Source organism: Pareuzebyella sediminis, from assembly GCF_008367235.1.
Taxonomy (GTDB): Bacteria; Bacteroidota; Bacteroidia; order Flavobacteriales; family Flavobacteriaceae; genus Pareuzebyella; species Pareuzebyella sediminis.
On sequence record NZ_VTZS01000001.1, the window covers coordinates 867,546 to 892,468 of the forward strand.

Annotated in this window: 24 protein-coding genes; 13 read left to right on the forward strand and 11 right to left on the reverse strand. The window is 41.0% G+C overall.

Features of this window, described 5'->3' with window-relative positions; all coding sequences use genetic code 11:
* The first annotated feature begins 33 nt into the window (after positions 1–33).
* Positions 34–1,233, forward strand: a complete 1,200-nt coding sequence (locus F2B13_RS03555) for an alanine dehydrogenase (protein WP_149275903.1) — start codon at positions 34–36, stop codon at positions 1,231–1,233.
* 165 nt (positions 1,234–1,398) lie between these two features.
* Positions 1,399–1,782 carry a DUF4258 domain-containing protein gene (locus tag F2B13_RS03560; RefSeq protein WP_149275904.1) on the forward strand — a complete coding sequence of 128 codons (384 nt, stop codon included), beginning with the start codon at positions 1,399–1,401 and terminating at the stop codon, positions 1,780–1,782.
* A gap of 66 nt (positions 1,783–1,848) precedes the next feature.
* Here F2B13_RS03560 and F2B13_RS03565 read toward each other — a convergent pair whose 3' ends face one another.
* Positions 1,849–3,015 (reverse strand): proline dehydrogenase family protein, encoded by a 1,167-nt coding sequence (locus F2B13_RS03565; RefSeq protein ID WP_149275905.1) that lies wholly within the window; start codon positions 3,013–3,015, stop codon positions 1,849–1,851.
* Between the two features lie 174 nt (positions 3,016–3,189).
* Here F2B13_RS03565 and aroB point away from each other — a divergent pair, with 174 nt between their 5' ends.
* Positions 3,190–4,254, forward strand: coding sequence for a 3-dehydroquinate synthase (gene aroB / locus F2B13_RS03570; protein WP_149275906.1), 1,065 nt, complete (start codon positions 3,190–3,192; stop codon positions 4,252–4,254).
* A 121-nt stretch (positions 4,255–4,375) separates the two neighbouring features.
* Positions 4,376–4,711, forward strand: a complete 336-nt coding sequence (locus F2B13_RS03575) for a hypothetical protein (RefSeq protein WP_149275907.1) — start codon at positions 4,376–4,378, stop codon at positions 4,709–4,711.
* Between the two features lie 30 nt (positions 4,712–4,741).
* Here F2B13_RS03575 and F2B13_RS03580 read toward each other — a convergent pair whose 3' ends face one another.
* From F2B13_RS03580 to F2B13_RS03595, 4 genes are all read right to left on the reverse strand, one after another.
* Entirely contained in the window at positions 4,742–5,638 is an 897-nt protein-coding gene (locus F2B13_RS03580; RefSeq protein WP_149275908.1) for a YihY/virulence factor BrkB family protein, read from the reverse strand.
* Positions 5,635–6,150, reverse strand: a complete 516-nt coding sequence (locus tag F2B13_RS03585) for a DinB family protein (RefSeq protein WP_149275909.1) — start codon at positions 6,148–6,150, stop codon at positions 5,635–5,637. Before F2B13_RS03585 ends, F2B13_RS03580 begins: the two co-directional genes overlap by 4 nt.
* Before the next feature lie 69 nt (positions 6,151–6,219).
* A complete protein-coding gene (locus F2B13_RS03590) occupies positions 6,220–6,699 on the reverse strand; it encodes an Lrp/AsnC family transcriptional regulator (protein ID WP_149275910.1) in 480 nt (159 codons plus the stop codon).
* Positions 6,700–6,806: 107 nt separating this feature from the next.
* On the reverse strand, positions 6,807–7,919 hold the full coding sequence (locus F2B13_RS03595; RefSeq protein ID WP_149303252.1) for a M14 family metallopeptidase: 1,113 nt from the start codon (positions 7,917–7,919) through the stop codon (positions 6,807–6,809).
* 293 nt (positions 7,920–8,212) lie between these two features.
* Between F2B13_RS03595 and F2B13_RS03600 the strand changes: the two genes are divergently transcribed.
* Positions 8,213–8,581, forward strand: a complete 369-nt coding sequence (locus tag F2B13_RS03600; protein ID WP_149303254.1) for a helix-turn-helix transcriptional regulator — start codon at positions 8,213–8,215, stop codon at positions 8,579–8,581.
* A 25-nt stretch (positions 8,582–8,606) separates the two neighbouring features.
* Complete coding sequence (locus F2B13_RS03605; RefSeq protein WP_149303256.1) at positions 8,607–8,984, forward strand: DNA topoisomerase IV; 378 nt, start codon at positions 8,607–8,609, stop codon at positions 8,982–8,984.
* Positions 8,985–9,071: 87 nt separating this feature from the next.
* Here the strand turns inward: F2B13_RS03605 and F2B13_RS03610 are convergent, their stop codons facing one another.
* The 6 genes from F2B13_RS03610 to F2B13_RS03635 all read right to left on the reverse strand — a co-directional run bounded on the left by F2B13_RS03610 (position 9,072) and on the right by F2B13_RS03635 (position 17,112).
* Positions 9,072–10,028, reverse strand: coding sequence for a sterol desaturase family protein (locus tag F2B13_RS03610; RefSeq protein ID WP_149303258.1), 957 nt, complete (start codon positions 10,026–10,028; stop codon positions 9,072–9,074).
* Positions 10,029–10,130: 102 nt separating this feature from the next.
* Positions 10,131–10,568, reverse strand: coding sequence for a large-conductance mechanosensitive channel protein MscL (gene mscL, locus F2B13_RS03615; protein ID WP_149275915.1), 438 nt, complete (start codon positions 10,566–10,568; stop codon positions 10,131–10,133).
* A 75-nt stretch (positions 10,569–10,643) separates the two neighbouring features.
* A complete protein-coding gene (locus tag F2B13_RS03620; protein ID WP_149303260.1) occupies positions 10,644–13,394 on the reverse strand; it encodes a DNA gyrase/topoisomerase IV subunit A in 2,751 nt (916 codons plus the stop codon).
* A 50-nt stretch (positions 13,395–13,444) separates the two neighbouring features.
* Entirely contained in the window at positions 13,445–15,301 is a 1,857-nt protein-coding gene (locus F2B13_RS03625) for a DNA topoisomerase IV subunit B (protein WP_149275917.1), read from the reverse strand.
* Positions 15,302–15,518: 217 nt separating this feature from the next.
* A complete protein-coding gene (gene ychF / locus F2B13_RS03630) occupies positions 15,519–16,613 on the reverse strand; it encodes a redox-regulated ATPase YchF (RefSeq protein ID WP_149303262.1) in 1,095 nt (364 codons plus the stop codon).
* Positions 16,614–16,758: 145 nt separating this feature from the next.
* Positions 16,759–17,112 (reverse strand): 4Fe-4S dicluster domain-containing protein, encoded by a 354-nt coding sequence (locus F2B13_RS03635; RefSeq protein WP_149275919.1) that lies wholly within the window; start codon positions 17,110–17,112, stop codon positions 16,759–16,761.
* A gap of 159 nt (positions 17,113–17,271) precedes the next feature.
* Here F2B13_RS03635 and F2B13_RS03640 point away from each other — a divergent pair, with 159 nt between their 5' ends.
* The 7 genes from F2B13_RS03640 to F2B13_RS03670 all read left to right on the forward strand — a co-directional run bounded on the left by F2B13_RS03640 (position 17,272) and on the right by F2B13_RS03670 (position 24,843).
* Complete coding sequence (locus tag F2B13_RS03640) at positions 17,272–18,309, forward strand: acyl-CoA reductase (RefSeq protein WP_149303264.1); 1,038 nt, start codon at positions 17,272–17,274, stop codon at positions 18,307–18,309.
* Between the two features lie 94 nt (positions 18,310–18,403).
* Positions 18,404–19,468, forward strand: a complete 1,065-nt coding sequence (serC, locus tag F2B13_RS03645) for a 3-phosphoserine/phosphohydroxythreonine transaminase (protein WP_149303265.1) — start codon at positions 18,404–18,406, stop codon at positions 19,466–19,468.
* A 60-nt stretch (positions 19,469–19,528) separates the two neighbouring features.
* Positions 19,529–20,485 carry a D-2-hydroxyacid dehydrogenase gene (locus tag F2B13_RS03650; RefSeq protein ID WP_149303267.1) on the forward strand — a complete coding sequence of 319 codons (957 nt, stop codon included), beginning with the start codon at positions 19,529–19,531 and terminating at the stop codon, positions 20,483–20,485.
* Positions 20,486–20,631: 146 nt separating this feature from the next.
* Positions 20,632–21,264, forward strand: a complete 633-nt coding sequence (locus F2B13_RS03655; RefSeq protein WP_149303269.1) for a DUF937 domain-containing protein — start codon at positions 20,632–20,634, stop codon at positions 21,262–21,264.
* Positions 21,265–21,370: 106 nt separating this feature from the next.
* Positions 21,371–21,829 carry a DUF6146 family protein gene (locus tag F2B13_RS03660; protein WP_149303271.1) on the forward strand — a complete coding sequence of 153 codons (459 nt, stop codon included), beginning with the start codon at positions 21,371–21,373 and terminating at the stop codon, positions 21,827–21,829.
* 31 nt (positions 21,830–21,860) lie between these two features.
* The gene (locus F2B13_RS03665; protein WP_149275925.1) at positions 21,861–22,163 is read left to right on the forward strand and encodes a DUF6787 family protein; all 303 of its coding nucleotides are present in this window, start codon (positions 21,861–21,863) and stop codon (positions 22,161–22,163) included.
* Positions 22,164–22,608: 445 nt separating this feature from the next.
* On the forward strand, positions 22,609–24,843 hold the full coding sequence (locus F2B13_RS03670; RefSeq protein WP_149303273.1) for a TonB-dependent receptor: 2,235 nt from the start codon (positions 22,609–22,611) through the stop codon (positions 24,841–24,843).
* Positions 24,844–24,923: the final 80 nt, after the last annotated feature.

Below are 24,923 nucleotides of genomic sequence, written 5' to 3' on the forward strand. Positions count from 1 at the left end.
TAATCGGGCTGTACGCGATTTGAAGTACATACTATGAACCAACCATCTTCACCTTTTAGTAAACAACAGTTGCTGCCCCAAGAAGAAACTTTGGAAGTTCTTCGTCAAAAAGGCGAGTTGTTTATCGGTATTCCCAAAGAAAATCAGTATCAAGAACAGCGCATTTGTTTAACTCCCGATGCTGTGAATGCCATTACATCCAATGGCCACCGGGTATTAATCGAGGCTGGCGCTGGAGAGGGAGCACATTATAGCGATGTCGATTATACCAATGCCGGTGCCGAGATTACCCGAGATACCAAAAAGGTCTTTTCTTGCCCCCTCCTATTGAAAGTTGAACCCCCGACACTTTCAGAAATTGAGCTAATAAATCCGCAGACTACCATTATCTCGGCCCTTCAAATAAAAACACAACGTAAGGTTTATTTTGAAAAATTGGCCAAAAAACGCATTACGGCGATTGCCTTTGAGTATATAAGAGATGATAATGGTAAATACCCAGCGGTAAGATCGTTAAGTGAGATTGCAGGTATCTCTTCTGTACTTATTGCTTCTGAGATTATGGCCGCAACCAACGACGGTAATGGCTTAATGTTCGGAAATATTAGTGGTGTACCCCCGGTAGAAGTTGTGATAATTGGTGCTGGTACTGTTGGCGAATTTGCCGCGCGGTCTGCCCTTGGTCTAGGAGCCAACGTTAAAATATTCGATAATTCGATAACCAAACTACGTAATATTCAAGCCAATCTGAGACAGACAGTTTACACCTCTACCATTCAACCCAAGAATCTTCTAAAATCTTTAAAGCGTTGCGATGTTGCTATTGGTGCAGTCCGTGGAAAAGATCGCTCCCCGGTAGTGGTTACGCGCACCATGGTCGAGAGCATGAAAAAGGGAGCGGTCATCATTGATGTAAGTATCGATATGGGTGGTTGTTTCGAAACCAGTGAAATTACCAACCATTTAAAACCCACCCTCGAAAAATACGGTGTTATTCATTATGGAGTGCCAAATATACCTTCTCGCTACCCGAAAACGGCAACCCTATCGATTAGTAATATTTTTACGCCCTACTTGCTAGAGCTGGGCGAAAATGGAGGGCTCGAGAATTCACTTCGCTTTGATAAGGGCTTGCGCAATGGCCTTTATATGTACCATGGCATACTTACCAACAAATCGGTAGGAGAATGGTTCGACCTACAATACAGTGATATCAACTTCCTGATTTTTTAATTTTCCTCGGCAATTAAAATCATAAACCCTAAACCGATTATAGAAGTCTAACTACTGCAATACGGATGTTATTGTTATTTTTGCATTTTGGAAACCGAGAACCTAAGAAATTGGGCACATGCCTTACAAAGGAAAAAAGAACCATTTATTCTTCAGCATTCACACATGGCATTTCTTAAACGCTTAGGATTTTATTTAGTCGGTCTTTCCATAGGAATTGTATTCTTAACCTTGTTTCTCAAGAAAAAATCTGATGAAACAGGCACCGAATTCTGCTATTTCCCTAATTGTAGAACGCTTAAGAGCATCCGTTCGAAACCCATGTCTTTTTCTGAAGAAGTTAATAAGCTGATAGTAAATCAAAAACTGGACTCGGTAGATATTATGGCCGTTTTACATCATGGTGACGTAAACTTCAGTAAGAGCGATACCCAATCGGTGCCGTGTAAAACATATTACATAAATGGCGTAATCAGGAGCAAGCAAGTATCACTGACCGTCAAGAACTGTATAAATAAGGCCGTATTGGAGGAAATCATTACCCAATAGACCATCTTAGGAAATATCGGTAGATTTCGAACCCCGTTTCACCTCGACCCTCATTTTATAAAAAGTTTATATCTTCCTGCGCTTTCTTTCTGTATTAAGTAAGGAAAGTTCACGGGTCGTCTGTCCTGCAACCGAGGTGTTTTCTTCTGCCCTACGAATGAGATAGGGCATTACATCCCTGACGGGTCCAAAAGGAAGATATTTTGCCACATTGTATCCTTTTTCAGCCAAATTGAACGAAATGTGATCGCTCATGCCATATAACTGTCCAAACCATATTCGAGAATCTCCTGGGTCTATGTTCCTTTCTCGCATCAGCTCCATTAATCGGTAACAACTATTCTCATTATGGGTGCCGGCAAAAAGGGAAATGGTGTCCAAATGATCGATCATATAGGACACGGCCGTATCAAAATTGATGTCGGTCTCTTCTTTCGACCTACATATAGGTGTAGCATAGTTCTTTTCTTCGGCCCTTTCGTTTTCCTTTTCCATATATGCCCCACGAACCACTTTTATCCCTACTTTGAAGTCCTCTGCCTTTGCTTTACCGTATAAGGCTTTCAGATAGTCCATACGGTCCCAACGGTACATTTGAAGGGTATTGAAAACGATAGGCTTTTTCTTATTGTATTTACGCATCATATCTTCGACCAAGGTATCGGCAGCCTTTTGCATCCAGCTTTCTTCAGCATCAATGAGCAAGGAAACGTCAAGGTCGTAGGCCTTTTTACAAGTTTTGTCAAAGCGGTCAACGACTCTTTTCCATTCTTCCCCCTCTTTTTCGGTCAACACCTTACCTTCGCTCATTTTATTGAAGAGGGCAAACCTTCCGAAACCGGTAGGTTTAAAAACGGCAAAAGGTATTGCGTCTTTTTCCTTTACAAAATCCAATACTTTTAGAACCATTTCAAGAGCTGAATCCAAAGGATCTTCGGTATCCTTTCCCTCGACCGAATAATCGAGTACGGCATGCACATTCTTACTGAACATTTTATCGACCGTCGGCATACAGTCCATTTCATTGACACCTCCGCAGAAATGGTCAAAAACGGTAGCTCGTATAAGGCCCTCGACCGGAAGGTGTGCTTTAATGGCAAAATTTGTCATTGCAGTTCCTATACGAACCAATGGCTCATTTGCGATCATCTTGAACAAAAAATAAGCCCGTTCCAATTCCGAATCAGACTTCAAGGCAAAAGCAGTTTTAGTATCCTCAAAAATATGCTCCATCTATACTAATTTCTATGGCCTTCAAAGATAAAGACAGAAATTGTATTCATCAGCCAAAAAATATCCTTTATTTTGTGGTCGGCCTCGACAACATCGCTGGCCAAATTTTTAGATTACACATACACATAGCTGCCTCTTTTTTGGCACTTATCATTTAAAGTAATACACTTATTAATGGATTCAATCACTTCAGCGTCATACGCGGTTCACTTCAATCAAAGGGCGTATGATGCCCTGAACAAACACTTAGAGAACACACCGTATTCTAAAATTTTTTTACTGGTAGATGAAAATACGCGTATCTGCTGTATGCCCGATTTTATAGCCCGCCTTCAAAAGGAATGGCGCCTTGAGCCCATTGAAATTCCATCAGGCGAAATGTTTAAAAACATTAACACCTGCACCACAGTATGGGAAAAATTATCTGAACTTAATGCCGACCGCAAAAGTCTTCTCATCAATCTGGGTGGTGGAGTACTTACCGACCTTGGAGGCTTCGTAGCATCAACCTTTAAAAGAGGTATAAAATTCATCAATGTACCTACAACCCTACTTGCCATGGTCGATGCCTCTGTGGGAGGAAAAACCGGGGTTGATCTTGGCCCCTTAAAAAACCAGATAGGGGTTATCAGGCAGCCTGAGATGGTGTTGATTATCTCCGAGTTTCTCAAGACTTTAGAGGAGCGCCAGTTGCAAAGTGGTTTTGCCGAAATGCTAAAGCACGGCTTAATACGGAACGATACATATTGGGCCACCCTAAAAGATAACCCTTCGTTCGATCAAATGGATGACCTGATTTATGAATCTGTACTAATAAAGAACAAAGTGGTTTTCGAAGACCCGACGGAGCAACATCTAAGAAAAATTCTAAATTTCGGACACACACTCGGGCATGCGATAGAATCCTATTTTTTAGAAAGTAAAGTACATGAGCCATTACTTCATGGAGAGGCCATCGCCATCGGTATGATTTTAGAGGCCTATCTCTCCTATGAACTTACGGGACTTTCAAAAAACGAGTTAAAGGACATTAAAATGACTTTCCTAAAAAACTATGAGCGTATCGAATTTACAGAAAAGGATATCAAGACTATACTTTCCCTATTGAAGTTCGACAAAAAAAATTCTCATGGAAATATCAACTTTGTACTTTTAAAAGAAATAGGAAATCCCGCTATCGACATGAAAGTTCCAGAAGACTTATTTGCAAAGGCATTTACATACTACGCCGAACCCTGACTTGATATACTAAATTTCAACGTTGACAACTCTTTGTACATGTCAACAAAAAAATTACATAGCTTAGGTTTAAGTTTAATTGTTCAAAAGAATATTTGAAAACATTCCTAAAAACCGACCTATGCTACGTAAACTAGTTGATTACAAAAAGTTGGATCATGCTTTGGCCGCTTTGTTGATTGAAACCTATCCCGATGGATACGGCGACGACGACACCATTATTTTCAAGAATGCACAGGGTGAAACCATCGAAGCCGTCGAACTGAAAACGGCAGATACCATTTACCTGGTCAAAATAAGCAAAAGCCTATCAAATTTTATCGCCAATTTTGAGGACAACATTGAAAAAGAGCTGGAATCCGAATCCAATATCGAACCGGCCTTGCAAAAAGTTGGAACTTCTGAACTTGATAGTGGTTTTGAATCTGACTTTGAAAACGAGGAGGACCTTGATTAAGTATATCCTACTTTAAGAAAAACCGTTCATTTAACTTTCCTTTCTCTTTTTATAGAGACCACGCTCATTGGGTTCCACTTTTTCATGGATAAAATGGGCATATTGATAGGTGAATTCAGCTCCAAAAAACATAATAATACAGGTATAGTATACCCAGAGAAGGATCAGTACAACAGATGAAGCCCCGCCATAAACCGAAGTCGGGTCACTTTTCGAAAAATAAAGGCCCAGTAAAGATTCTCCTATTAGAAAAAGCACAGTCGTAAGTGCGGCTCCCCAAAAAGTGGTTTTCCATCGAATCTGAATGTCGGGAAGAAGCCGAAAAAGGGAAGCGAAGAGCCCTGTAATCACCACAAAGGGCAATAAAAAGCTAAAGATGTCGGCCACAACCGCTGCTATGGTCGGGGCGAAATTACCAATATACTCGCTTAGGGCCTTTAGGATAATCGACAGAATCAGGGAAATCAAAAAGAGAAATCCCAATACAAGCACCATCCCAAAAGAGATAAGCCTATCAAAAAACATTTGAACCCAAACTGTTTTTTTTGATTCCACCTCCCATATATCGTTCATTGCCATCTTAAGACGTACAAATACACCTGTTGCCCCAAAAAGTAGCATCCCTATTCCGACGACTACGGCAAAAGTAGAGCTTTTGTTAAGGGCCGCGTTGGCAATCATACCTTCGATAGCTTCCGAAACTCCTTCTCCGATCAAACCGCCGATTTTATCTACAATTTTTCCACGGACGGCATCTACCCCAAAAAGAGAACCTGCAATCCAAGCTACCATCATGAGTAGGGAAGGTAAAGAAAAAAGTGCGTAATACGATATTATGGCACTCTTACCAAAAGGATCATTATCGACCCATGAAAGAGCCGTATTTTTTAGAAGGGACCAAAAAGTGGAAAGTCTTTTAAAAATCATAAATATCTATCGCGTAGCATATTCCGGTGGTATTTTTGATGTCCACAGATCACGAATCCCAAAGCACCAACGCTCCACTCCATCTCACTAGCTATGCCTGTTACTTCAAGGTCACTTTTGTCTAATGGACCAAAAATAGAGAGAGAGGATTTACGAACTATTTCGTATTCCTCAATGACGCTTGCCTTAGAACGATTCTCGGCCCCTGAATTGGGCGCATAGCTATCTTGATCAAAACCTGGCAGTGCAGTTTGATCCCTCCTTGAAAATCGGAAGGCGCGATGCTGAAATATACGTTCGGAATCTACGACATGGAGTAATACCTGGGCCACCGTCCATTTATCGGGAGCGTACCGATATGTCCACTTTGAATCCGGAATACTCGTTATAAACTCCGGAAAGTTCGAAAGCTGTCGTGTCATCATATCGAGCAGCGATACATCGCCTAAAACATCGATATACCTTTTATAGAAAGGATAAGGGTCTTTAAAATTAAGCGCTGTAGTTCTCATATCACGGCGAAGCTAAAAAAAAATCCCGAACGCAATGTTCGGGATTTATATTTTAATTAGTCCATTTGCTTATAGCTCGTTAAAGATGGTATGCATCAATCGCTTTTTATCATTGAAGCTTTCCTCTAGTGAAATCATGGTCTCCGTACGGCTAATACCATCTATGTCGTCGATTCTAAAAATAATATTTTTTGCATGGTTCGTGTCTTTTGCTCGAATTTTGCAAAAAATATTGAACTTACCGGTCGTTATATGGGCTATGGTCACGTTAGGTATCTGTTCCAACCGTTCTATAACAAATTTGGTCTGATGCGTTTTTTCCAAGAATATACCGACATATGCAATAAATGCATATCCCAGTTTTACATAATCCAGAGTTAAGGACGAGCCCCTAATAATACCTGATTCTTCCATTTTCTTTACCCTTACATGCACTGTTCCGGCAGAAATTAAAAGTTTTTTGGCTATATCCGTAAAAGGAGTTCTGGTATTGTCAATCAACATATCCAGAATCTGATGGTCTATTTCGTCTAATTTTACTTTACCCATGTTTGGTTAATTTTTAAGCAAAAGTAAAAAATTAAGAAATAATATGCATTAAAAGTTCTTTTTTTTTAACAAAAGCGTAATAAGTAGGCTGTTTTAAATAATTTTTTTTAAAGTGCCACTAAATCAGACCAATACTGCTTCTGTCTGAGCTCTTCAAGATCATCACCCCTAAGGCAGTCATACTCTGAATGACCAAAATACTGTTTTAAGTTTCCCTTTTTATCGACAATGGGCGTAAATTCAATAGCATTGTTCACTAGTGCTTCCTTAAAGAGCAATCCTACAGCGTCACCTGGATTTAGATTAGGGTTTATAACATGGACATTTTGCACTAAAACATCCAGAAAAAGCTTGTCGTTCTCCGGAATTTCAAAATAGTCCTTTCGCTGAAAACGCCCTAGCATATTTTCGGCAATGGTTTTCAAAGCAGTAACTATTGCGTAAAAAATATACTCTCGTGTTCGTTCGCGCTGATAGTCACCCGGAAAATGCCCCGATTCAAAAAGTAGGGTAGGAATACCAAGCATTTGAAAAGTATCGCCTACACAATTTGAGTTAAAGGCGTCATCATATCTTCCGATCTGACCCGGAATCATTTTTTGCAGCATCAGGTTCATGGCCACGATCAATTTCATACTTATCTCGCGCGAAGTAGAAATACTCCTAGCCTCATCGCAAGCTGGTGCCAAAAATGAAACTGTGGCTGGCTTGTTGGATTTTCCGACGTTGAAAATTGTTCGTTGGTCATGCAGATTGAAGCAATAATCCGGTTTAAATTCATCGAAGACCTTTCTTAAGATCACACTTTCCGGTTGACTCCTACTTTGGGCATCACGATTCAAATCGATTCCATTGGCATTTACGCGGGTGTAGGCTTGGGCACCGTCAGGGTTGAGCAATGGTATAATGAGAAGAGTACATTCATTATATATGCTTAGAGATACCTCCGATTGTTTTACCAAGAAATTGAGCAAATCCAAAACGGCTTTGGTAGTCGTTGACTCATTACCGTGCATCTGCGACCACATAAGAATCTTGGTCGGTCCTGAACCTAACTCGAGAGAATGAATGGGTCTTTCCTGAACCGATGTTCCGATTTCCTTTACCTCAATTTTTCTAGGGAACTCCTTTATAATTTTAGAGACTTTCATTGGGGTCACATACCGACCGAGCACTTGATTTTCTTTTATGGAAAGATAGTCAGAACGAGAAACAACCATTAAAATTAGATTTGATGTTGCGACAAAAGTAATAGGTATATTATTTACATTTGTAAACGTAATTTGTTTACAAATATCAACATTATGCATGATTGATGGCCCTGTTTTGTTTACCAAAGTAACATGCGGAACAGCTAAAATATAAATCACCACTAAATAGCATTAAATATTTGATTTCCAATTTATAAAGTAATGATATATAATGTTTCAGTATAATATTTTAATCAATTTAATAGGGTCTTAAACAAACAATACTGTTGAATTTTACATAGTTTTGTATTTAATAATTGACAATGGTAAACACCTCTGATTTTATTGCCCGCCTCGAATATCTGTTGAAATACTACGATATATCAGCCTCATCTTTTGCAGATAAAGTAGGGGTTCAACGCTCAAGTATTTCGCACTTATTATCAGGAAGAAATAAACCAAGCCTTGAGTTTGTTTTAAAAGTGATACAAAAATTTCCAGAAGTCAATTTATATTGGCTGTTGAACGGAAAAGGATCTTTTCCACAAGAAACCAAAAAGAAATTCACACCGACGCCCAAAGAATCTCCTGAGCAAAGCGAGTTGAAAGAAAGGGCAGAAAAGCCAAAAAAAATTCAACGAATCGTCATCTTCTATTCTGATGGAAGTTTTGAGGCATATGATGAGGATTAGCAACTTATTTCCGTAATTTTCCGGAATGAAAAAAGCGGTACCTTTTAGTTTATTTATAATTTTTACGCTCCACTCCTGTTATCAACCCCAGCGCGATTGCACGGCATTCAAAAATGGTGAATTTTCGTTCACAACGACTATTAATGGGGAGAAGCGCACCACAACGTTCATCCGAAAAGATGCCGTTGAGATTGATTTTTATGAAGGAGTAGCGGACACCTCGTCTGTACGATGGATCAATGATTGTGAGTATATCGTAAAAAAAATAAATCCACGGAACAAAGCTGAAGAGAAGTCCATTCACATGAAGATATTATCTACCGCCGAGGATTCCTATACATTTGAATATGGTATCGTTGGGGAGAACAAAAAATCTACTGGAACTGCCCTCAAAATCAACTAAAATAACCTTTACGGAAAGAGGCTTTAAGTGTTTTAGATCATTCTAACTTCACTACCTAAATCAAGAGTAAATAAACCCAGTTGAAGGCTAATTTGGACGGCTGTAGACTACTTTTGGATTTTTAAGTTTATGCTCCTGAAACAATCGTTGTTGTTGTTTAACGGTCAAGCTGCTACCGTCAGGACTCCACCCTGGGGGGCCGAAAATATACATAAGTTTATGGGAAAACTTCTTTGCTTTTTTTACGTCTGCCCAAATGTCTTTGAACTCGTGGGTAAGGATCACAATGGGGTTATAAGAGTTAGGAGCATGAATCACCCCATATTTTACTTCGATATCATCGTCTAATTCTTTCCAAGTTCCGAATATCTTATCAAAAATATTCAAGAATCCCCCATGATTCTTGTCAAGGTACTCTACATTTTGAGCATGGTGCACTTGATGCATGGTGTGGGTATTGAATATTTTTTCAATCCATCCCATTTTCGGCACGTATTGGGAGTGCAGCTGAAACTGCCAAAACGATTCGATGGCCAAGCAGACCACGACCATCTCTACAGGAAATCCTATCGCTGGCATCCACATGTAGAAGAAAGGCTTGTACAATAGCGTAAACCATCCGTTTCTTACTGCAGTACCTAGATTGAAATTGTCGGAGGAGTGATGCACAATATGAGCAGCCCAAAGAATTCGAACCTCATGATTCGCCCTATGGAACCAATAATAGGTAAAATCATCGGCCAATTGACACAATAACCAAACATACCAGGCATAACCGAAAGACTCGTAACCCATAATGTTCATGCGAACCCCATCGACCATAGGGTTGAATAGCTCGTAGGTAAATTCAAATACGACCACGAGAAGTATGACCTTGATGAGCGGGCCGATTATGGCGGACCCCACCCCCATTGCACCACTGGCCATCAAATCTTTCCAATGATACAGCTCATTGTCACCGTGGGTTTTACTGTAAGTAAGTTCGAGCAGAATAAAAGCAATGAAGCACGGTACACCGTACACCAAAGGATTGGTAAATTCCATATAGAGCAATTTTTGCTAATATAATATATTTAATAAAGGATAAGGCCCATTGACCAAATTAAAGTCGTCTGACCACCCTATTAAAGCCGATGGATTCTCCGATTATTCGTCACTTTTTGAATTACGGAGTATTTCATTTTGTTCTTTTAATAGTTTTTCCATGTTCGACAATAGTTCAATATTCTTAGGTGTTTCGACCTCCTGATTTTGAGGATCTTCAGCCTTTCGTTTAAACCTACTAATACCCTTGATCACCACGAAAACCGTAAAGGCAATGATTAGAAAATCTATCAAGGCCTCGAACATTTCTCCATATCCGATTGCAATTTCTTCTAAGCTACCGTCACTGGCCCGCAATACATATTTTCTATTCGCAAGGTTAACGCCATCCGTCAGAAGAGAGAGCGGAGGCATGATTACTTTTTTAACCAGCGTATTGACAACGTTATTAAAGGCCGTACCGATAATAATACCAATGGCCATATCGATTAAATTACCTTTAATCGCAAAACTTTTAAACTCCTCGATAAAGTTTTTCATTTTAACAAACCCTTTGAATCAAAAGTTTATGTGTATTTAATAGTAAAACTTTAAATAAAATTATGTAAATTACTATTAATCAAATAATTTAGTTTGACCTTCCCCGTCATCTTTTTTAGACTTTCCGGAATCTCCTTCCTCCTTTTTCCCTTCCGATTCCGAGATTTTAGAATCTTTGACGGTATCTTCATCAACGACTTCGATTTCTTCTAATTTTGGAGGTTCCGGGACTTCATAAGGCAAAGGATCCATGGCGTTGATTTCAAGCACCTTGTCTTTTGTCAACTGATTTCCCATGGCAGTAATGCCTTTTATAGCGATAAATTCTTCTAGGTTTACTTCCCAATTTTCCTTGCGATCTTGGCCGCGTTTCTTTGCAAATACCACCTCCACCATAGGCCTATAATCCGTACTTAAAATTTCTAAGTATGATTTCGGATGATCCGTAAGGATGTTCTCTTCCTTGTCTCTGTTTTCGATTAAGAATCGTTTTACATAGAAGAGTTCCTTTTCCCCTTCCCAATAAATAGCCGATAGTGGTTTTTTGGGGTCCCATTTTTCAAGGATTACGAAATCCTCGTCAAAATGAAGGGTTAATTCAGGAATTACGGTTTTTACCAAACCGTTCTGGTTGACCACCAAAAGCCGGTCATTACTAGTAAACTCCCCTAGAAATTCACCTCGCTCATCGATATTCAAACGTTGAACGGTTTCGTCAAACCATAATTTTCTTGGTTTTAAGGTAGAAAGTCCCTTTTCTTTAAGTTCGATACGCTTAACAGAATATTTGGTCACTATATTTCCTTTCGCGCTCCTACCCTTTATCGATACATCGGCGAAATCGATATCCCATTTCAACTTCTTGATACTCCCGACCTTTCTCAGGTTTACCGTCACCACTTCAGCCTCTCCATTGGGATTCCCTGAAAAATAATAAACGACAGTACCGGCTTTTCCTTTGCCGAGATCATATAGCTTATCCCGCGTAATACTGGTTACATTGAATCGTTTGATATAGGTGGCGCCCCCCTTGCCATCCCTATAGATCATATTGTAAATCGTGCGCTTGTCTTTTTTCTTGAATACCGCCACATATATAATTCCCTTGCCCACAAACGTCTTGGAGTCGACCTTGAATACCATCATTTTGCCTTCTGCGGTAAAAGCAATTATATCGTCAATATCACTACAATCGGTGACGTATTCATCCTTTCGCAAAGAAGTACCTACGAAGCCTTCTTCGCGATTGACATACAGTTTGGTATTCCTTATGACCACTTTGGTAGCCTCAATATCATCGAAGATCTTGATTTCGGATTTACGTTCACGGCCTTTTCCATATTTTTCCTTCAGGCTCTTGAAGTACTCGATGGCATAGTGTATCAAATTGGCCAGATGATGTTTAACCTCGGCAATCTTCTTTTCAAGGTTATCCAAATTTTCTTGGGCCTTATCGATGTCGAATTTTGAAATACGTTTTATCCGGATTTCGGTCAACCGAACGATGTCTTGTTCAGTGACGGCGCGTTTCAAGTCTTTTGTGAAGGGCTGCAGCCCCTTTTGTATGGCCTCGATAACGCCCTGCCATGTCTCTTCTTCCTCGATATCTCGATAGATACGGTTTTCGATGAAAATACGTTCCAAAGAAGCAAAATGCCATTGTTCCTCTAATTCTGAAAGCTGGATTTCGAGCTCTTGCTTAAGCAAATCCACCGTGGCATCGGTAGAGCGCCTTAACATGTCGCTTACCCCGATAAACAGGGGTTTATTATCTTCGATGATACAACTAAGAGGTGAAATCGAAGATTCACAAGCCGTAAATGCATAGAGCGCATCAATGGTCTTATCTGGCGAAATACCGGAAGGAAGATGCACCAAAATCTCGACTTCAGCCGCGGTATTATCCTCAATTTTTTTAATTTTTATCTTGCCCTTGTCATTGGCCTTCAATATAGAATCTATTAAAGAAGAGGTGTTAGTTCCGTAGGGTATCTCACTAATAATCAAGGTTGATTTAGTAAGTTGCGCTATTTTTGCCCTTATTCGAATCTTACCCCCGCGCATACCATCGTTGTAATTGCTCACATCGATAATACCAGCAGTCGGAAAATCAGGGAATAGCTTAAACCTCTTCCCTTCCAAGTGCTTCACCGAAGCATCGATCAACTCGATAAAATTATGGGGCATTATTTTGGTAGAAAGACCAACGGCTATACCCTCGGCCCCTTGGGTCAACAATAAAGGAAATTTTACCGGTAATTGAACAGGCTCCTTTTTTCTACCATCATAAGAAAGTTGCCATTCCGTTATTTTCGGACTGAAAACCACCTCGAGTGCAAATTTGGAAAGCCTCGCCTCAATGTATCTTGAGGCCGCTGCACTATCGCCCGTCAAGATATTGCCCCAGTTTCCTTGTGTATCGATCAATAGGTCTTTCTGCCCGATTTGAACCATAGCGTCGGCAATACTGGCATCACCGTGAGGATGGTACTGCATAGTATGGCCAACTACATTCGCCACTTTATTGTAACGCCCGTCATCAAGCTCTTTAAGCGCATGCATTATTCGACGTTGTACTGGCTTGAAGCCGTCTTCGATTGCGGGCACTGCACGTTCTAGAATTACATAAGAAGCGTAATCCAAGAACCAATCCTTATACATGCCGGAAACACGGGTAAGCGCGTCATCTTGCGAGTCTGTGCTATGTATTTCGCTTTCCTGCGGCTCTATATCCCCAGAAGGGTCGGTCGTCCCATTATCCGAAGAGTTTTCGTTTGAATCGCCGGCATCACCGGCGGGTAAATTCTGATCTTCATTTTCTTCCATTCAGAAAGATCTGTATTGTATTTGCAAGCTTGTAGCTAGCTGGTTTATAATTAGTTTTCTTCAACTAAGTCTACCTCTACTTTAAGGTTTTCAATGATAAATTCCTGTCGGTCCGGCGTGTTCTTCCCCATGTAGAAATTGAGCAATTGCTCTATAGACATCGCCTTATCAAGCATAACCGGCTCCAACCGGATATCGTCTCCGATAAAATGTTGAAACTCATCTGGCGAGATTTCCCCTAATCCTTTAAAGCGGGTAATCTCGGGTTTTCCTGACAGTTTTGCCATAGCCCTTCTTCGCTCTTCTTCACTATAACAATATATTGTTTCCTTTTTATTACGCACCCTAAAGAGGGGCGTCTGCAAAATATAGAGGTGTCCTTCCTTGATAAGCTCGGGGAAAAACTGCAAGAAAAAGGTAATCAGCAACAGCCTAATATGCATCCCGTCTACATCGGCATCGGTAGCAATCACAATGTTGTTGTATCTTAAATCTTCCATCGATTCCTCAATGTTCAGGGCCGCCTGCAGTAAATTGAACTCTTCGTTTTCATACACGATCTTTTTTGACATGCCATACGAGTTCAACGGTTTGCCACGAAGGCTGAATACCGCTTGGGTATTCACATCACGTGATTTCGTAATGGAACCGGATGCGGAATCACCCTCCGTAATAAAAAGCGTAGTTTCCAACCGTCTATCATTCTTCATGTCTTCTAGATGCACTCTGCAATCTCTTAACTTTTTGTTGTGCAGGCTCGCTTTTTTGGCTCGGTCTCTTGCAAGCTTCCGTATTCCAGAGAGTTCTTTGCGCTCCTTCTCTGCCATAACGATCTTGCGCTGCAGCTTATCGGCCGTCTCTTGATTCTTATGTAAGTAGTTATCGAGATAACGTCCAACAAAATCATTGATATAGGTGCGTACGGTAGGAAAAGACCCACCCATATCGGTCGACCCCAGTTTCGTCTTGGTTTGGCTTTCAAAAACAGGCTCCATCACCTTAATGGATATAGCGGCAATGATTGATTTGCGAATATCGGAGGCATCGTAGTTTTTACCATAAAAATCACGTACGGTCTTCACGATAGCTTCTCGAAAGGCCGATTGGTGGGTTCCTCCTTGGGTGGTATGCTGCCCATTTACAAAAGAGTGATATTCCTCACTATATTGGGTCTTGCTATGGGTAAGGGCGACCTCGATGTCCTCCCCCTTAAGGTGAATAACCGGATAGAGCATATCTTCCGTATTGTTGTTATCCTCCAAAAGGTCTTTCAAACCATTCTCAGAGTAGAACTTCTCCCCATTAAAAACCATGGTCAATCCCGGATTGAGATATACATAGTTTTTCAACATGCGCTCTACATACTCATTTCTGAACTTATATTTTTTGAAAATGGACTCATCGGGAATAAATGTCACCTTTGTTCCCCTTCGGCGTGTGGTTTCCTCTAAGAATTCTTCATTCTTAAGCTCCCCAGTTTCGAACTCTGCCGATTTCGATTGTCCATCACGGGTACTTTCAACCCTAAAATAACTTGAAAGGGCATTTACCGCTTTGGTACCAACTCCGTTGAGACCTACTGATTTCTTAAAGGCCCTGGTGTCATATTTACCCCCAGTGTTCATTTTTGAAACCACATCGACCACTTTACCCAATGGTATTCCACGACCGAAGTCACGCACGATAACTCGTTCACCCTGTATGGAAATCTCTATGGTTTTGCCTGCACCCATGACAAATTCATCGATACAGTTGTCAATTGTTTCTTTTAGAAGAATATAGATGCCGTCGTCAGCAGAAGAACCATCGCCTAGTTTACCGATATACATGCCCGGACGGAGACGTATGTGTTCCTTCCAATCGAGTGAACGTATGTTTTCTTCAGTATATTGGGAGTTATTCGACATGCATCAGGGGTTTACAAAAAGTATCGCTAAAGATAATACGACAATTAGAAAGATAAAACCCTAATTTCTTAAAGTAATTAACAATAAAACCGCCTGTTTTGTTGATTTTTTTCAATTTTAGGGACCGTAGCCCTCACAAAAGCAAAATCATCCTCCGAAAATTATACACTGGGCAAAGAACTCAATCTTGATTACAGCAAACGAACTAGGAATCTCTTTAGACGTTAAATCGAAAATGCATGACATCGCCGTCTTTTACCACATAATCTTTGCCTTCTACACGCATTTTACCCGCTTCCTTTACTTTGGCTTCGCTGCCAAATGCCACATAATCGTTATAAGAAATTACTTCGGCACGAATAAAACCTTTTTCAAAATCGGTGTGAATAACCCCGGCAGCCTGAGGAGCTGTGGCACCTACCGGAATAGTCCAGGCCCTGACCTCTTTTACACCAGCCGTAAAATAGGTCTCCAGTTTTAATAGTTTATATGCTCCACGTATCAATTTCGCGGAACCTGGTTCTGTCAACCCTAAGTCCTCTAAGAACATCTGACGTTCTTCATAGGTCTCCAATTCGGTAATATCGGCCTCTGTTCCTACGGCCAACACAACCACCTCGGCCCCTTCACCACTGACCGCTTTCTTTATTCTTTCCACATATTCATTACCCGATACCGCTGAAGCCTCATCTACATTACATACATACATCACGGGCTTATCGGTAATCAGTTGTAGGGTTGTCACAAATTCGTTGCGCATATCAGTTTCGACTTCAATAGCCCTAACGGAATGGCCAGACTCAAGCCCCCCTTTCAGTTTGAGAAGCACAGCCTCTTCTTTCTGAGCTTCCTTATTTCCGGTCTTTGCCGCCCGCTTGACTTTGTCAAGCTTCTTTTCAACAGTCTCCAAATCCTTCAATTGAAGCTCCATGTCAATGGTTTCTTTGTCTCTCAGAGGATCGACGGATCCATCGACATGCACCACATTATCATTATCAAAGCATCGCAAAACATGCAAAATCGCATCTGTTTCCCGAATATTACCCAAAAATTGGTTGCCCAGACCTTCCCCTTTGCTCGCACCCTTTACAAGACCTGCAATATCAACGATTTCAACCGTAGCGGGAACTACGCGCTCTGGTTGCACCAGTGCCTCCAATTTTTCCAATCTGGGGTCGGGAACATTGACCACGCCTATATTGGGTTCGATGGTACAAAAAGGAAAATTGGCACTTTGTGCTTTTGCATTGGATAGACAATTGAAAAGAGTAGATTTGCCAACGTTGGGCAATCCGACGATACCTGCTTTCATAGTATACTTTAATGGGTTAGTTCCCGCTTCTTGAATTCGGCTGCAAAGATAGGTTTTAAAGACACAAATAAAAGCTAAAAGCCACAAACAAAAAACCCAAGCTAAGCCTGGGTCTTTTATTACTTTAATCTTAAGAAAGCCGATACTATCCTTCAGGGTGCATAAAGGCCTGTTTGGCCAATAAGGTCTCTTCCGATTCTACATGGTCTTCATCAGGCACGCAACAATCGACCGGACAAACAGCCGCGCACTGGGGCTCTTCATGAAAGCCCATACATTCGGTGCATTTATCCGGGGCGATATAATACACTTCGTCACTAATTGGTTCTTGGGCCTCGTCAGCATTTACAGCCTTCCCATCGGTCAATACCACATCCCCCGTTAGAGACGTACCATCAGCATATCGCCATTCATCGGCACCCTCATAAATTGCGGTATTCGGACATTCGGGCTCACAAGCCCCACAATTAATACATTCATCTGTAATTATTATAGCCATACTATTTATTTAATATAAAAACCCTTACAAAGGGTGGTTCCTAATTTTCCGATTCTACTCATCAGAACCGCTATCTTAGCAATTTTTAGTTACAGGATACTTACTTTTGCAACCAAATTAGTGCAAAGGTACAGTCTAAACTGTTTTATCACAAATTATATGAACGACCATCGTAAAATATTTATTGCCTTCATAAAATTGGGTGACTTTATTAGTGGATTTCTCAATGGTTCTGACCAAAACGCATGGCATCAAAAATTGGAGGAAGCCATCGCCTTGGCGAAGCAAGAAAATGGTTGGTTTACCCGAGAACATGTTATTCACGCCCTTTCCAGTTGGGCAGAATTGTTGACCCATAAAGAACTTTCAAAATGGCTAAGCTACTATGACCCTACTAAAAATCGCCCTAAAACCGTGGCCATCATTATGGCCGGAAACATTCCACTTGTAGGTTTTCACGATTTCATATCGGTCTTGATCACCGGAAACAAAGCCTTGGTCAAACTTTCATCGAATGACACCATACTTATTTCTTTTATAAGGGATTATCTAATACATCTAGAACCACTACTTAAAGATAGGATTATATTCTCCGACGACAAATTGAAAGATTTCGATGTCGTAATTGCTACTGGTAGTGACAACACCGCTCGGTATTTTGAATACTATTTTAGAAAAAGCCCTCATATCATAAGGAAAAATCGAAATTCAATCGCGGTACTAACCGGACAAGAATCCCCTGACGATCTGGAAGCTTTGGGCCGAGACATTTTTCTTTACTACGGGCTGGGCTGTCGTAATGTATCTAAAATCTTTGTGCCCAAAAACTATGATTTCGCCCCCTTTTTTAAAGCAATTTACATCTATAGCGATATCATACACCAACATAAGTACGCCAACAACTATGATTACAACAAGGCCGTTTACCTCATGTCAAACTTTAAGCTTCTCGATAATGGTTTTTTGATCTTAAAGGAAGATACAGGTTATTCTTCCCCGATAGCCACTCTCTTTTATGAAAGGTATGACGATCTTTCAGCGCTAAGTGAGCGCTTAACGAAAGACAGGGACCTTTTACAGTGTATCGTGGGCAAAGATACAGTGGCCGGTCAAATACCCTTTGGGAGCACACAGAGACCTAGTTTGTACGATTACGCCGATGGTGTCGATACTGTTGATTTCCTGTTAAAAACCTAACATAATTTTTGAATTTACATGACTTGAATTCACTTGAAATTCATGACCTTTAACGTCTTAAACTTAGAACGCAATCTGACTTAACTCAGCACTCATGAAAAAACATAATTTTAGCGCAGGCCCCTGTGTATTGCCCCAAGAAGTATTATTAAAAGCCTCTGGAGCTGTTATGGACCTTAACAACTCCGGTCTTTCCCTTATCGAAATATCCCATCGCAGCAAAGATTTTGTTGAAATTATGGATACGGCCAGAAACTTGGTCCTCGAACTTTTGGGCTTGAAAGATAAAGGATACCAGGCACTGTTTTTACAGGGAGGCGCAAGCCTAGAATTTCTTATGGTCGCTTACAATTTACTGGAAACCAAGGCAGGTTATCTTAACACAGGTACCTGGAGCGCCAAAGCTATTAAAGAAGCAAATATGTTCGGTGAAATTGTCGAAGTTGGCTCTTCTAAAGATGAGAATTATAACTATATCCCTAAAGGGTACACGATACCCGAAGGCCTAGATTATTTACACCTAACCTCTAACAACACCATTTTCGGCACCCAAATAAAAAAGTTCCCGAAAACCGATGCACCCTTGGTGTGTGATATGAGTTCAGACATTTTCTCAAGGCAGCTTGATTTTAGCCAGTTTGACATCATCTATGCCGGTGCACAGAAAAATATGGGGCCTGCCGGAACCACTCTCGTGGTCGTAAAGGAAGATGTCTTGGGCAAAGTATCGCGCCAGATTCCTTCCATGCTTGATTATAAAGTTCATATTGCCAAGGAAAGTATGTTCAACACCCCACCAGTGTTCGCAGTGTACACTTCGATGTTGACCCTTGAGTGGCTTAAAAACTTAGGAGGTATTGCGGCCATAGAAGAAATCAATGAAAAAAAGGCACAATTGCTCTACTCCGAGGTCGACCTTAATCCACTTTTTGAAGGTTTTGCCAAAAATGAAGATCGCTCAACCATGAACGCAACATTCAACCTCACGGATGAAAAACTCAAAGAGAGCTTTGATTCCATGTGGAAAGAAGCCGGCATCAATGGACTCAATGGTCACCGTTCCGTTGGCGGCTATCGTGCGTCAATGTACAACGCCTTATCTCTGGAAAGTGTAGGCGTTCTTGTTGAGGTTATGAGCGAACTGGAAAGAAAGGCATAGATGATAACCGGGCGTTTCTGCAATTGTTATCAGGAACTCCCCTTCACAAATTAATGACTCATGAAGATACTTGCGAATGATGGCATAGCCCGAACAGGAATAGATGCACTCGAAAAAGAAGGTTTCGAGGTACTAACTGTAAAAGTTGCACAGGAGCAATTACAAAATTACATCAATGAAAACGAGGTGGCCGCCTTACTTGTTCGAAGCGCGACCGAAGTGCGCAAAAATCTTATCGACAATTGCCCTTCCCTACGCCTTATTGGTCGTGGGGGTGTTGGAATGGATAATATAGATGTCGCCTATGCGAAAGAGAAAGGCTTACATGTCATCAATACCCCCGCCGCTTCATCGGAATCTGTAGCAGAACTCGTTTTTGCTCATTTGTTCGGAGGAGTTCGCTATTTATACGATGCGAACCGTAATATGCCCCTTGAAGGGGACAGTAGGTTCAAGCAACTCAAAAAATCCTACGGTAGCGGTACGGAACTTCGCGGCAAGACCTTGGGAATCATCGGTTTCGGTCGAATTGGTCAAGCGACGGCAAAAGTTGCCCTAGGTGTTGGAATGAAAGTCATCTATTTTGATCCTTTTATGGAAAAAACGTCCGTAACCCTATCCTTTTTTGACGGGCAACAGATCGCTTTCGATTTGGAATCCCGCTCAAAAGAACAAGTGTTGAAAGATTCGGATTTCATCACATTACATGTACCCGCACAAAAGGAGTACGTGATCGGTAAAAAAGAATTCGGGCTGATGAAAGAAGGTATAGGTATCGTTAATGCAGCCCGAGGAGGGGTACTCGACGAGGTCGCCCTGATCGATGCCCTAGAGAAGGGCAAGGTATCTTTCGCTGGTCTCGATGTTTTCGAATCTGAACCCAACCCGGAGATTAGAATACTTATGCATCCGAATATTTCTTTGACACCCCATATAGGGGCAGCGACAGGTGAGGCCCAAGACAGAATCGGTATCGAGCTGGCAACACAGATTACCGAACTCCTTAAAAAAAATTGAAAACTACTTAAGTAAGCCTTTTTACTCCGATCAAAAAGAAGGAGTTTTGTTCGATTACCACGTGTAATAGAATGATTTCATTGTATTTACAGGAATTTTGGATAATCTTTTTTGTACATTGTAGTCCTAACTATAAACACAGAACAATGTCAGGATTATTAGACTTATTAAGTAGCCCAATGGGTAAACAATTGATTAGTGGGGTTGCCAACCAAACAGGCCATTCTACCGATCAGACGGGAAGCGTACTCAGTATGGCACTCCCTGTTCTTATGGGCGCCATGAAAAAAAACGCCGCCTCGCCAGAAGGGGCGCAAGGGCTGATGAATGCACTTTCGAACAAGCACGATGGAAGTATATTGGACAATCTTGGAGGCCTTTTTGGAGGAGGGGTAGACCAGTCTGTCATGAATGATGGTGCGGGAATACTCGGGCATGTATTGGGCGGTAAACAAACCCAGGTAGAAAACGCGCTAAGTGCGAAATCCGGGATGGATACTGATGCCATAGCTACAATCTTAAAGGTGGCAGCCCCGATTCTTTTGGGGTATCTTGGCAAACAGACCCGTCAGCAAAATGTAACCGATTCCAATGGTATAGATAACCTTTTAGGGAATTTGATGGGAGGCGGAAAAACGGCTCAAAAACAACAGTCCTTAATTGAATCGTTTTTGGATTCGGACGGAGATGGAAGTGTTTTGGATGATGTCGCATCCATTGCACTTGGAGGCAAAAAAGGCGGTATCGGAGGCCTCTTAGGTGGTCTATTCGGAAGATAACCCCTGTCAACCACAATGCTAATAGAAGTCATTTGTTCATTCAAATGGCTTTTTTTGTATCTTAAAGTGGTACGGATTTTGCAAAGTTTATATCTAAAGAACAGTTATGAAAAGAATAGGAATATTATCTGTTGGCTTGATCCTTTTTGGATTCCTCGTATTGGGCAGTTGCTCCGGCTCCAAAGACACGCTTAACATATCACAGGATGAAAAGATGGCTTTTAGCCAAAAGGAAGGGGACACGGTGAAAATCGCCAATGACAGTACCGAGTATGAAATTATTATTATAGAGCCTGGTTTCAATTTTTGGCTCCAAAGTATCGCACGACCAGAAGGGTATTACTCCCAATCCTTCCTTGAGACCAGAAATCAAATTTTCGTAGTTAATTACAATCAACGGGTGATGCAACCAATGCGGTATAGGAATGACCTTTACCCCTTGCAAATCGATTATGATTCAAACATAGATTACGGTTATGAAGTAAACTATAAACTATACAATTATTTTATTTACTTTCAACGCAAGTACAATCAAAGACTTGGACCCTTTATTCCCCGAATTTGATTTATTATCTTTGTTTCGGATGTCATAGCCTATGAAAAAATTAAAAAAGCGTTGGGGAATAGATTCCAACGTTCAGTTAGTTGTCATATTTATTGTATTTGCCATCACGGGTTCAACGGCTACCAAATTGGCTGCGCCTGTCACCGAGTATATGGGGCTTGGTCAAGAATCAACAGCGGTTTGGCTTTATTGGGTGGCTCGAATTCTGCTTATTTTCCCACTTTATCAATTCTTGTTAGTGGCTTTTGGTTGGCTTTTTGGTCAATTCCGCTTCTTTTGGGATTTTGAAAAGAAAATGCTCAACCGCCTCGGGCTGGGCTTCTTGTTCAAATAGAATTTTTCAATTTTAATATTTGCTTAACAAAAGCCTACGCATGCAATTGATTAGCTTTGACCTATGCGAATATTTGAACGTATTTTCGTATCCTCGGTTTGTCTGCTACTGGTTATGGCCATACTTGCCCCCTCAGTGGCAAAACTCTCACACGCGCTCAATGGGCACCAGCACCTAGAATGTAAAAACCTAGGTTCACTGCACATTCATAAAGGCGAGTTTGACTGTGATTTTCACAAGTTCCAGCATTTTCCTCAATTTCATATGCTCTTCACTGATTCACCCTCTTATTATTCCACGGCCGTTTCAACGGACAACTTCAACCTTTATTCTTTTTTAAGTAAGTACCAAAAAAATCATCTTGAATTAAGGGGTCCTCCCTATGTTTCTTAATATTAAAGATTTATTAGTTTTTTTTTAAGTATTAATTTAAATCAATAGTATTATGATACATAAGTTTATAACAGTGCTAATAGTAGTACTTAGCGGTACTATTTATGCACAAAATAGCCTGGAGGGCACCCTATCCGAAACCGGAACAAATGCTCCTTTATTTGGTGTGGATGTCTATTTTCCTCAGCTTGAAAAGGGTGCCATGAGCGATGAAAAGGGAATGTTCAGGATTACCAACCTTCCTACAGGAAGTTATAAAATTATCGCCTCATACATCGGTTTTAAGACCTATTCCACAACGGTCAACATAGCCAAGGGAAGCAATACGCTTACCATCTCCTTAGCACCTAGTGCCATAGAAATGGAAGAGGTCATTGTTTCCACCCCTTTCCATAAATTACAACGAGAGAATGTCATGAAGGTAGAACGTGCGGACATTGCAGACCTTCGTTCAAAGGGAGCCGTAACCCTAGCTGACGGTATTACGAATGTTCCCGGGGTCGAAACTGTTTCGACTGGAATCGGCATTGGCAAACCTGTAATCAGGGGACTAAGTGCCAACCGGGTGTTGGTATATACCCAAGGCGTACGGCTTGAGAACCAGCAATTTGGAGACGAGCATGGGCTAGGCGTGAGTGATGCCGGTATCGAAAGCGTAGAAGTCATCAAAGGCCCCTCTTCCCTGCTCTATGGTTCCGATGCCTTAGGAGGTGTACTCTATCTCAATCCCGAAAAATTTGCCCTTGAAGGTCAAACTGAAAGTGACGTCAACCTGAATTATTTTTCCAACACCGATGGTCTAGGTGCCAATGCCGGCATCAAAGCCTCAGGAGACAGGATGCGGTACCTGATACGTGGAAGCATAGCAAGCCATGCCGATTATCAAACTGGTAAAAATAACGAACAAACCTCTCAAAAGGTTACAAACTCCCGATTTAGGGAATATGACCTAAAAACAGGTATCGGATATCAAGGCACGAATATAAAGACCGAACTCCGGTACAACTATAACAATTTACTATTAGGGCTCCCGGAAGAAATTGGAGAACAGACCACAGAACGAACGCCTGTATCTCCATATCAACAAATAAACAATCATATATTGAGTTCCAAAACGAGCCTCTTTTTTGAAAAATCAAGCGTGGACGCGACACTTGGATATACTTTCAATACTCGCAAAGAGTTTGAAGAAAACGAAGGGGGAGCTGCACTTGATATGAATTTGTCAACCTTAAGCTACAATATACTTTACCATTTGCCCAAATGGGCCAATTGGGAGACCATTCTGGGAATTCAAGGTATGCACCAGAACAATCGTAATTTTGGTGAGGAAACATTGATTCCCGATGCGACGACCAATGATTTCGGAATTTTGGGTACGTCTCACCTCCACTTCTCAAATAATAGTGATTTACAGCTAGGGGTACGCTTCGATCATCGTGCTATCGATAGCCAGATGATGGGCACCCTCAACGAAGAGGGCTATATGGCCGCCTTAAACCAAAATTTTAATAGTTTCAATGCAGCTATTGGTTATAAATGGGAGTTTCTTCAAAAACTCACTGGGCGTTTAAACCTTGCCTCCGGTTTTAGGGCCCCGAACCTAGCCGAACTTAGATCGAATGGGGTTCATGAAGGTACCAATCGCTATGAAATAGGCAATGCGAATTTAACCAACGAAAAAAATATTCAGGCAGATCTCGCATTAGAATATAAAAATCGACATTTGGAATGGTACGTGAACGGATTTTACAATGGCGTTAGTGACTATATCTTTCTTGACCCCAATGGGGAAACCATTGATAATAGCCCTGTTTTTTTATACCAACAGCAAAATGCCAAACTTTACGGCGGTGAAATTGGAGTACACATACATCCACATCCTTTGGATTGGTTACACTTGGAAAGTAGTTTTGAAACAGTCACCGGAAAATTAGAAGATGGTGATTTCCTACCCCTTATTCCGGCCAACAGCCTAACGAATACCTTGCGTACCGAATTCTTGCATGGTAGCGATAAAATTCGAAGTAGCTATGCATTTTTAACCCTAAAATCCATTTTCGATCAGAATAAAACAAGTGCCTTCGAAACATCTACAGAAGGCTATAATTTGTTAAGTATAGGCTTAGGGGCACAACTCTCACTTTTTGACCAAGAAGTCAATTTGAGGTTGAGTGGAAATAACCTTTTGAACGAATACTATATTGCACATCTTTCCCGATTGAAAAGCGATGGTATCGCCAATATTGGTAGAAATATAAATATTGGTTTAAGTGTTCCACTATAAGGTAAAATATGGAGACCCGTTTAAAAATCTGATTGTTGAAACCTTCGTTTGAAAAAGATGACTAGAAGAACTGATCTATT

Excerpts from the sequence above, each read along its gene's own strand:
- F2B13_RS03555 (WP_149275903.1), top strand. The coding sequence starts at position 34 with ATGAACCAACCATCTTCACCTTTTAGTAAACAACAGTTGCTGCCCCAA.
- F2B13_RS03560 (WP_149275904.1), top strand. The coding sequence starts at position 1,399 with ATGGCATTTCTTAAACGCTTAGGATTTTATTTAGTCGGTCTTTCCATA.
- F2B13_RS03565 (WP_149275905.1), bottom strand. The coding sequence starts at position 3,015 with ATGGAGCATATTTTTGAGGATACTAAAACTGCTTTTGCCTTGAAGTCT.
- aroB (WP_149275906.1), top strand. The coding sequence starts at position 3,190 with ATGGATTCAATCACTTCAGCGTCATACGCGGTTCACTTCAATCAAAGG.
- F2B13_RS03575 (WP_149275907.1), top strand. The coding sequence starts at position 4,376 with ATGCTACGTAAACTAGTTGATTACAAAAAGTTGGATCATGCTTTGGCC.
- F2B13_RS03580 (WP_149275908.1), bottom strand. The coding sequence starts at position 5,638 with ATGATTTTTAAAAGACTTTCCACTTTTTGGTCCCTTCTAAAAAATACG.
- F2B13_RS03585 (WP_149275909.1), bottom strand. The coding sequence starts at position 6,150 with ATGAGAACTACAGCGCTTAATTTTAAAGACCCTTATCCTTTCTATAAA.
- F2B13_RS03590 (WP_149275910.1), bottom strand. The coding sequence starts at position 6,699 with ATGGGTAAAGTAAAATTAGACGAAATAGACCATCAGATTCTGGATATG.
- F2B13_RS03595 (WP_149303252.1), bottom strand. The coding sequence starts at position 7,919 with ATGGTTGTTTCTCGTTCTGACTATCTTTCCATAAAAGAAAATCAAGTG.
- F2B13_RS03600 (WP_149303254.1), top strand. The coding sequence starts at position 8,213 with ATGGTAAACACCTCTGATTTTATTGCCCGCCTCGAATATCTGTTGAAA.
- F2B13_RS03605 (WP_149303256.1), top strand. The coding sequence starts at position 8,607 with ATGAAAAAAGCGGTACCTTTTAGTTTATTTATAATTTTTACGCTCCAC.
- F2B13_RS03610 (WP_149303258.1), bottom strand. The coding sequence starts at position 10,028 with ATGGAATTTACCAATCCTTTGGTGTACGGTGTACCGTGCTTCATTGCT.
- mscL (WP_149275915.1), bottom strand. The coding sequence starts at position 10,568 with ATGAAAAACTTTATCGAGGAGTTTAAAAGTTTTGCGATTAAAGGTAAT.
- F2B13_RS03620 (WP_149303260.1), bottom strand. The coding sequence starts at position 13,394 with ATGGAAGAAAATGAAGATCAGAATTTACCCGCCGGTGATGCCGGCGAT.
- F2B13_RS03625 (WP_149275917.1), bottom strand. The coding sequence starts at position 15,301 with ATGTCGAATAACTCCCAATATACTGAAGAAAACATACGTTCACTCGAT.
- ychF (WP_149303262.1), bottom strand. The coding sequence starts at position 16,613 with ATGAAAGCAGGTATCGTCGGATTGCCCAACGTTGGCAAATCTACTCTT.
- F2B13_RS03635 (WP_149275919.1), bottom strand. The coding sequence starts at position 17,112 with ATGGCTATAATAATTACAGATGAATGTATTAATTGTGGGGCTTGTGAG.
- F2B13_RS03640 (WP_149303264.1), top strand. The coding sequence starts at position 17,272 with ATGAACGACCATCGTAAAATATTTATTGCCTTCATAAAATTGGGTGAC.
- serC (WP_149303265.1), top strand. The coding sequence starts at position 18,404 with ATGAAAAAACATAATTTTAGCGCAGGCCCCTGTGTATTGCCCCAAGAA.
- F2B13_RS03650 (WP_149303267.1), top strand. The coding sequence starts at position 19,529 with ATGAAGATACTTGCGAATGATGGCATAGCCCGAACAGGAATAGATGCA.
- F2B13_RS03655 (WP_149303269.1), top strand. The coding sequence starts at position 20,632 with ATGTCAGGATTATTAGACTTATTAAGTAGCCCAATGGGTAAACAATTG.
- F2B13_RS03660 (WP_149303271.1), top strand. The coding sequence starts at position 21,371 with ATGAAAAGAATAGGAATATTATCTGTTGGCTTGATCCTTTTTGGATTC.
- F2B13_RS03665 (WP_149275925.1), top strand. The coding sequence starts at position 21,861 with ATGAAAAAATTAAAAAAGCGTTGGGGAATAGATTCCAACGTTCAGTTA.
- F2B13_RS03670 (WP_149303273.1), top strand. The coding sequence starts at position 22,609 with ATGATACATAAGTTTATAACAGTGCTAATAGTAGTACTTAGCGGTACT.